Annotated in this window: 4 protein-coding genes; all 4 read right to left on the reverse strand. The window is 40.7% G+C overall.

Translation table 11 applies throughout. The features are described 5' to 3' along the window. Positions 1–629: 629 nt before the first annotated feature. The 4 genes from spoVT to pth all read right to left on the reverse strand — a co-directional run bounded on the left by spoVT (position 630) and on the right by pth (position 5856). The gene (gene spoVT, locus IEV91_RS19415; protein ID WP_188499088.1) at positions 630–1163 is read right to left on the reverse strand and encodes a stage V sporulation protein T; all 534 of its coding nucleotides are present in this window, start codon (positions 1161–1163) and stop codon (positions 630–632) included. Between the two features lie 242 nt (positions 1164–1405). Continuing rightward, positions 1406–4948, reverse strand: a complete 3543-nt coding sequence (gene mfd / locus IEV91_RS19420) for a transcription-repair coupling factor (RefSeq protein ID WP_188499089.1) — start codon at positions 4946–4948, stop codon at positions 1406–1408. A 55-nt stretch (positions 4949–5003) separates the two neighbouring features. Beyond that, positions 5004–5234: an anti-sigma-F factor Fin gene (fin, locus tag IEV91_RS19425; protein WP_188499090.1), complete on the reverse strand. Its 231-nt coding sequence runs from the start codon at positions 5232–5234 to the stop codon at positions 5004–5006. Positions 5235–5295: 61 nt separating this feature from the next. Then, positions 5296–5856: an aminoacyl-tRNA hydrolase gene (pth, locus tag IEV91_RS19430; RefSeq protein WP_188499091.1), complete on the reverse strand. Its 561-nt coding sequence runs from the start codon at positions 5854–5856 to the stop codon at positions 5296–5298. Positions 5857–6000 lie beyond the last annotated feature (144 nt).

Below are 6000 nucleotides of genomic sequence, written 5' to 3' on the forward strand. Positions count from 1 at the left end.
CTACCGATCTCTTTATTGCCTCGACCGCTTATACTTTTAAAAAAGTTTTTGTTACCAAATGGCAGCTTAAACACCCAGTTAATTGGAACAGAAGGTGCTCTGGCTCCTTCGGGAACAGCAACTAGTGTGACTTCCCGAGTAAACTTCGAGTTGTTCCGAGCAAGCTCACTACAAAGCAGATCCAGTAAACGCAAGAACAGGAACTTGGAGCTAGGAACTAACTAGTCCATTCCAAAATTAGCTGAATCCACTAAGGATGATCAGGTAAAAACGTCACGTCCGTGTGACACCTGCAGAAGCCGGTACATCAATCACACCCCAAAAAGTAAAAAGCACTTTTCGGGGACCCCGACTACCACATCAAAAAATCGTAAAAACACAATTTTTCTGCGAGGATTATCCCTTAGAAGCTTTCCTTAGTCCTGTGGGCATGAGGAAAGCGAGCGGCCCGGAGTGAAAATCAACACTATTCACTCTATCGACGTATAAGATTTACCTTTTTTATTAAAAGAAGACAGCCATTATAAATGTTCAACTTATAATGGCTGATATAATAAAAAAGAGACAGCCATTAAGTAAAGCTGCCCCTTTGTTTGTATATGAATAATATTTTAGTCCTTTTTATCGGATTATTGCTCCATTTGTCTAGCTAGAAAACCAGCAGCTGTTTCTGCAAGTTTTGCCTCTATGTCACCAACATCCTCATGATCTTTAGATACAATCATCACCGCTCCAATCGGATCACCACTTGCGATGATAGGAGCAATCACAAAGGCACCTGACTGATCAATGTGGTCAACCAATTGTCCCTTTCCGGAAGTTTCTTTTATCGTACTCCGATTTTCCATCGCCTTTTCAACATCTGGACCGATACTCTTTTCTAAATAGTCTTTCTTTGATCCACCAGATACCGCAATAACCGCGTCACGATCAGCAATCAAAACCAACCTACCGGAATTTTCCGCGAGGGAATCGGCATACTCTTGAGCAAAATTACCTAATTCACTTATTGGGGAATATTTCTTTAGAATCACTTCCCCATCACGATCAACAAATATTTCTAAAGGATCTCCTTCACGTATGCGTAAAGTTCTACGAATTTCTTTTGGAATAACAACGCGTCCTAAATCATCTATCCGGCGTACAATACCTGTTGCTTTCATCTTAAGCTGCCTCACTTTCTAGATATAATGGAAATTTGTATAAGATAACGCCAATGTTTTCTGGTCTTATTATTTGCGTTGTTTTCCGTTCTATACATAAAGTGAAACTTCATTCAGGAATTTCCTTCTTCGCCAACCGAATGCCCGTTCAACAGAATCCGGTATTTATGGACAGATCATCCTGGCCTTGTCTCCCCGTTTTTACCAAAGAGGCTTTACTCCTTAAACCTAAGATAAAAAGATTAACTGACACTTGCCACCTTAATTTGGTTGTTATATATATCATAAAGGAATTGACTAAGCTTTTCTAATTGATCACTACTATTGGTTTTCGCAAGGTATCGAGTCACTTTAATTTTGGGCCCTTCTGAACCCAATCCGGCCTCTCTCCCATACCCACTAATGGCCTCAAACAACTGGTAGTTGTCTAATTTCCCCGAGCCTTCTTCTGAAAACAAAAGAACATAGCCATTCTTTTCTTCACTGATGGATTCAATAAGCAATTCTGTTGCCAACGCCTTAATCTTAGCGACAGTGAATAAATCACTCACTTCTCTTGGATAGTCACCAAAACGATCGACCATTTCTTCTTCCAATTCTGCGACTTCATTAAGGGAAGTCACACTTTTAAATTTCTTATACATATCTATTTTTTGTAGTGAGTCCCCTATATAGGTATCTGGAATATACGCATCGGCTTCGATATTCAAATTGGTTTCAACTTTCACTGTTTGCTCTGTGGTTGTCTTGGTCTTTTCTTCAACTGCCTCTTTTAGCATTTGTGAATAGAGATCAAAACCAACAGAATCAATAAAGCCATGTTGCTGAGCCCCTAATAAGTTCCCGGCTCCACGAATGGACAAGTCTCTCATAGCAATCTTGAATCCCGAACCAAGCTCTGTAAATTCTTTAATCGCTTGCAATCGTTTTTCCGCCACTTCATTCATCACTTTGTCCTTATGATAGGTAAAGTACGCATAGGCTACACGATTGGAGCGACCCACACGACCTCTCAATTGATAAAGCTGAGATAACCCCATCCGATCCGCATCATAGACAATAAGTGTGTTCACGTTAGGAATATCAACACCCGTTTCGATAATGGTGGTCGATACAAGCACATCATAGGCCCCATCTAAAAAGTCAATCATGACCGACTCCAATTCGTTTTCCTTCATCTGACCATGGGCATAAGCCACACGGGCATCAGGAATAATCGTGTCAATTTGATTGGCCATTTGTTGTATCGTTTCGACCCTATTATAGAGAACGTAGACCTGTCCGCCTCTTGCCAATTCACGTTCCACCGCCTCACGCACAAGCGCTCCGCTATATTCAGTGACATACGTCTGCACTGGAAAACGATTTTCTGGTGGCGTCTCTAGGATTGACAGATCACGAACACCTAACATTGACATGTGGAGGGTTCTAGGGATCGGAGTCGCTGTTAAAGTCAGAACATCGACATTTGCCTTCATCTGCTTGATTTTCTCTTTATGGGTCACACCAAACCGTTGTTCTTCATCAACAATCAATAAGCCTAAGTCCTTAAATGTTATATCCTTTGATAACAAACGATGTGTCCCGATGACTAAATCCACCGTTCCATTCTTTAGCCCTTTTAGCGTTTCTTGTTGTTCTTTACGAGAGCGGAAGCGATTCAACACACCGATCTTAACTGCAAAATCAGAAAAGCGTTCCACAGCTGTTTCAAAATGCTGTTGGGCCAATATCGTTGTAGGGACTAAAAAGGCGACTTGTTTGCCCTCTACTATAGCTTTAAAGGCCGCTCTTAGGGCCACTTCTGTTTTCCCGTACCCCACGTCTCCACATAAAAGGCGATCCATTGGACGGACTTTTTCCATATCCTGCTTGATCTCTTCAATTGCTTTAATCTGATCTTCTGTTTCCTGGTAAGGGAATGCTGCTTCAAACTCTCGCTGCTCAGGGCCATCAGGCTGAAAGGCATGACCCTTACTAGCCTCGCGTTCAGCATATAACTTAATCAGATCATCGGCAATGTCTTGGACGGATGACTTCGTCTTCGTTTTGACACGTTTCCATTCACTGCCACCCAAGGCGTAAAGTTTCGGTTCCTTTCCTTCAGAGCCAACATATTTTTGTACCTGATCAATTTTTTCAACAGGAACATACAGCTTGTCGTTACCTTTATAACGAATATGCAAATAATCCTTATGGTTTCCACCGACCTCTAAGGTCTCAATGCCTATATAACGACCAATACCATGATCAATATGAACGACATAGTCACCAATTTTAAGCTCATTATAGCTTTTTAAGCGCTCGGCATTCGTCACTTTTTTAGGACGCCTTTTAGACTTATAAGCTTTATTTGCAAAGACTTCTTGATCTGTAATAACGGCGAGCTTTTGCTGCACCAGTTCAAACCCACCGCCTAGTTGTCCAACCGTAATATTAATGGTTCCAGGTGTCGGCCTTGTTTTGGGATCGAGATATTCTGAATCGATACCATAATCTCGAAAAACACTGACCATCTTTTGTGCACGATCTTTGTCATGAGCAACAAAAAGAACCGCAAAATGACTTTTTACCCATCGTGTACACTCATTTTTGAGCACGTTAATTTGACCATGAAAATTTTGCATGGCTCGACAGGTCACATTAATAATATTTTCAGGTTGAATTTGTGGACTGTGACGAAGAAACAGGGACAAAAACAATGATTGAAAAGAAGAAAAGGAACTTAATTCATTCCAACTTCTTGAGAGAGGAAGATCACTGACCATTTCCCCCTTTTCAAGCAATGCTGTTAGCCATTCCGCTTCTTCTTGATCAAGCTGTTCTGCAGCTTCTTGCACCCTACTAATTTCATCTACAACCACCAATGTGTTTTTGGGCATATAGTTTAATAGAGTCGTCTTTTCTTCATAATACAATTGTGTATATTTCATCATGCCTTGGAAATCGGTTTGTTCCTTTAAGGCCTCAATTTCACTACTAAGGGTCTCTGATAAAGCTTCTCTTACTTTTTTATTTTTGACTTTTGTCAACGTATGAGCAAGAGCCTCTTCTAATCTTTCTGCCCCCATTTTATATTGCTCGGGAAATAAGATTAACTCCCGTGCCGGGCCAATTGTTACTTGATCAATTTTATCTAATGAGCGCTGCGTTTCACTGTCGAAATAGCGGATAGAGTCAATCTCATCATCAAAGAGCTCCATCCGAACAGGATGAGGCAACGTGAGCGGGTAAATATCAATGATCCCCCCTCTAATACTGTATTGTCCTGGGGAATTCACCATCGCTTCACGATCATAACCTACGGCAGAAAGCCTTTGTACTAAGGCCTCAATTTCTAGAATATCGCCAACCTTAAAGGTCTGACTGCCTCTTTTCCAATACTTTTCAGGGGCAATAAATCGTTTTAATCCCGCCACCGGGACAATAATAATCCCCTTCTTGTTCTCCGCCAAGTAATTAAGCGCTTGTAATCGTTGCGACAAAAGCTCTGGGCTCGCAACAGCAATATCTGACGCAATAAGATCATTCACTGGATATAGAAACACTTCTGTATCTGAATGCAGCCCTTCAAGGTCATCATATAACTTTTGAGCTTGAAACAAATTGTGTGTCACAACTAAAATGGTCTCATGCCGATCTTCATAGAGAGAGGAAACCCATAACGATTTTGAAGCGTTGGATAAACCTGCAACAAACTGTTGCCGCATACCATTTGAAAAGCCTTCGAGCACGACTTTAAGATCCCTTACATTCTCTGAAAAAAATTGTTTTAAGCCAAGCACAAGTAATCCCCTCCCTCAAACAGAAAACGCCTTGGTAGCCTAGACCAAAGCTTTATTACTGTATGAATGTGTCAAATTGATGGTAATCAGGATTTCGCTCTAAAGCTTCCTGACAATCCTCACATATTGTTGAAACATTAATGTGACCCTTACTATTATATTCGATAAGTTCGGTGCGTTCTGTACTGTTCAACTGATTAAAACCGAGATGATTTGTATCAAAAACATCGTTTTTTAAATGCCCTACCTGGACACCGCAATGCCTACAGCGATAATATATTTCCATTTTTACCCTCCTAGTAGATGGTAAATCTAGGAGTAGTATAAACATCACTTAGGGCTTTTATTCAAGCATTATATTTATTCATGACTTTATCAAAAGGGTCTTTAAACCATTCCTCACAGGCCTTGACTGCCTTTTCAACAACAGACTCTACAACAGGGTCTTCTTCCTTTGAAAATTTTTTGAGGACATAGTCCACAACGGGTTGCCGACCTGGTGGGCGCCCTATTCCAAAACGCAACCTTTTAAACTCTGTTGAACCGACGTGTTGAATAATGGATTTCATACCATTATGTCCACCTGCACTGCCTTTAAGTCTTAACCGTAATTTCCCTACAGCAAGGTCCAGGTCATCGTAAATAATTAATATGTCCTCGATCGGGATCTTAAAATAACTCATCATGGGACCAATAGCTTCTCCAGACAAGTTCATATATGTTAACGGTTTAACTAACAGGACTTCTTCTCCATGGATCGTCCCTTTACCATATAATGCATTAAATTTAGATCGGTTCATAGGAATACGATGTTCCTCGGCTAATTTTTCAACCACCTCAAAACCTATATTATGCCGTGTATGTATGTATTCAGAACCTGGATTGCCCAATCCGGCAATCAGTTTCATTGCCCTTCCCCCTCTATAAAAGATGCTTTTAAAATAGAGCTTATCTCAATCATAGCCTTTTCATAACCTTTTAAAAGCGGTTCTAAGTCAAATGTTGGGGTAGGAGTAAAGCTCCTACTCTTTATCCCCACTTAAAAATCTAAC

Origin of the sequence: Pullulanibacillus pueri (assembly GCF_014639255.1) — a bacterium.
Lineage (GTDB): Bacteria > Bacillota > Bacilli > Bacillales > Sporolactobacillaceae > Pullulanibacillus > Pullulanibacillus pueri.

What these genes read in the sequence shown, in the direction of transcription:
- spoVT (WP_188499088.1), bottom strand. Translation starts at nt 1,163, where the DNA reads ATGAAAGCAACAGGTATTGTACGCCGGATAGATGATTTAGGACGCGTT.
- fin (WP_188499090.1), bottom strand. Translation starts at nt 5,234, where the DNA reads ATGGAAATATATTATCGCTGTAGGCATTGCGGTGTCCAGGTAGGGCAT.
- pth (WP_188499091.1), bottom strand. Translation starts at nt 5,856, where the DNA reads ATGAAACTGATTGCCGGATTGGGCAATCCAGGTTCTGAATACATACAT.